The 928-nt window shown below is 63.0% G+C and carries 1 protein-coding gene; it reads left to right on the forward strand.

The genetic code is table 11. From position 1 onward, the window contains the following. On the forward strand, nucleotides 1-921 hold a 921-nt coding region (locus M4J40_RS17920), incomplete at its 5' end, for an IS481 family transposase (protein WP_251755791.1). Nucleotides 922-928 lie beyond the last annotated feature (7 nt).

Here is a 928-nt window from a genome sequence, read left to right on the forward strand (position 1 = left end):
CGCGGCATGGACCGGACGAGCTTCTACGAGTGGAAGCGGCGGTTCCAGCTCGAAGGTCTCGCGGGTCTGAAGGACCTGCCTCCGATCCACAAGTCGCACCCACAGACAACGCCGGTTGAGGTGAGCGATCGCATCCTCGCGCTGGCGCTCGATCACCCCGCCTATGGCTGCAATCGCATCGAGGCGATGCTGATGCTGGAGGGCAAGCGGGTGTCGGCGATCACCATCCAGAAGATCTTCAACGACCACGGCCTCGGTACGCGCTACGACCGCTGGCTGGCATTGGAGGCCCGCAAGGCCGAGACCCCGATCGAGCTATCCGCCGAGCAGGTCGCCTTCATCGAGAAGCTCAATCCAGCGTTCCGCGAGCGCCACGTCGAGAGCGCCATGCCCGGCGAATTGCTGTGTCAGGACACACTGTTCGTCGGCAACCTGAAGGGCATCGGCAAGGTCTATCTCCACGCCGTGGTCGACACCTACGGCTCCTACGCCTTCGGCTTCCTGCATGTCTCCAAGCAGCCAGAGGCGGCGGTCGCTGTGGTGCACAACGACGTGCTGCCGTTCTACGAGCGCATCGGGCTCAAGGTCGGCGCCATCCTCACCGACAACGGCCGCGAGTTCTGCGGCACCGACGCGCACCCGTTCGAACTCTACCTCGCGCTCGCCGGCATCGAGCATCGCAAGACCAGGGTCCGCACGCCGCGAACCAATGGCTTCGTCGAGCGCTTCAACGGCACCGTGCTCGACGAGTTCTTCCGGGTGAAGATGCGCGAAACCTTCTACGCCAGCGTCGAGGCGCTACAGGACGACCTCGATGCCTGGCTCGTCCACTACAACACCGAGCGGCCCCATCTCGGATACCGAAACATGGGAAGAAGACCATGGGAAACCGTCAGCAAATTCATCAGCCAAGAAGCTTAAGAGGACA

The organism is Pleomorphomonas sp. JP5, assembly GCF_023721815.1.
Classification (GTDB): domain Bacteria; phylum Pseudomonadota; class Alphaproteobacteria; order Rhizobiales; family Pleomorphomonadaceae; genus Pleomorphomonas.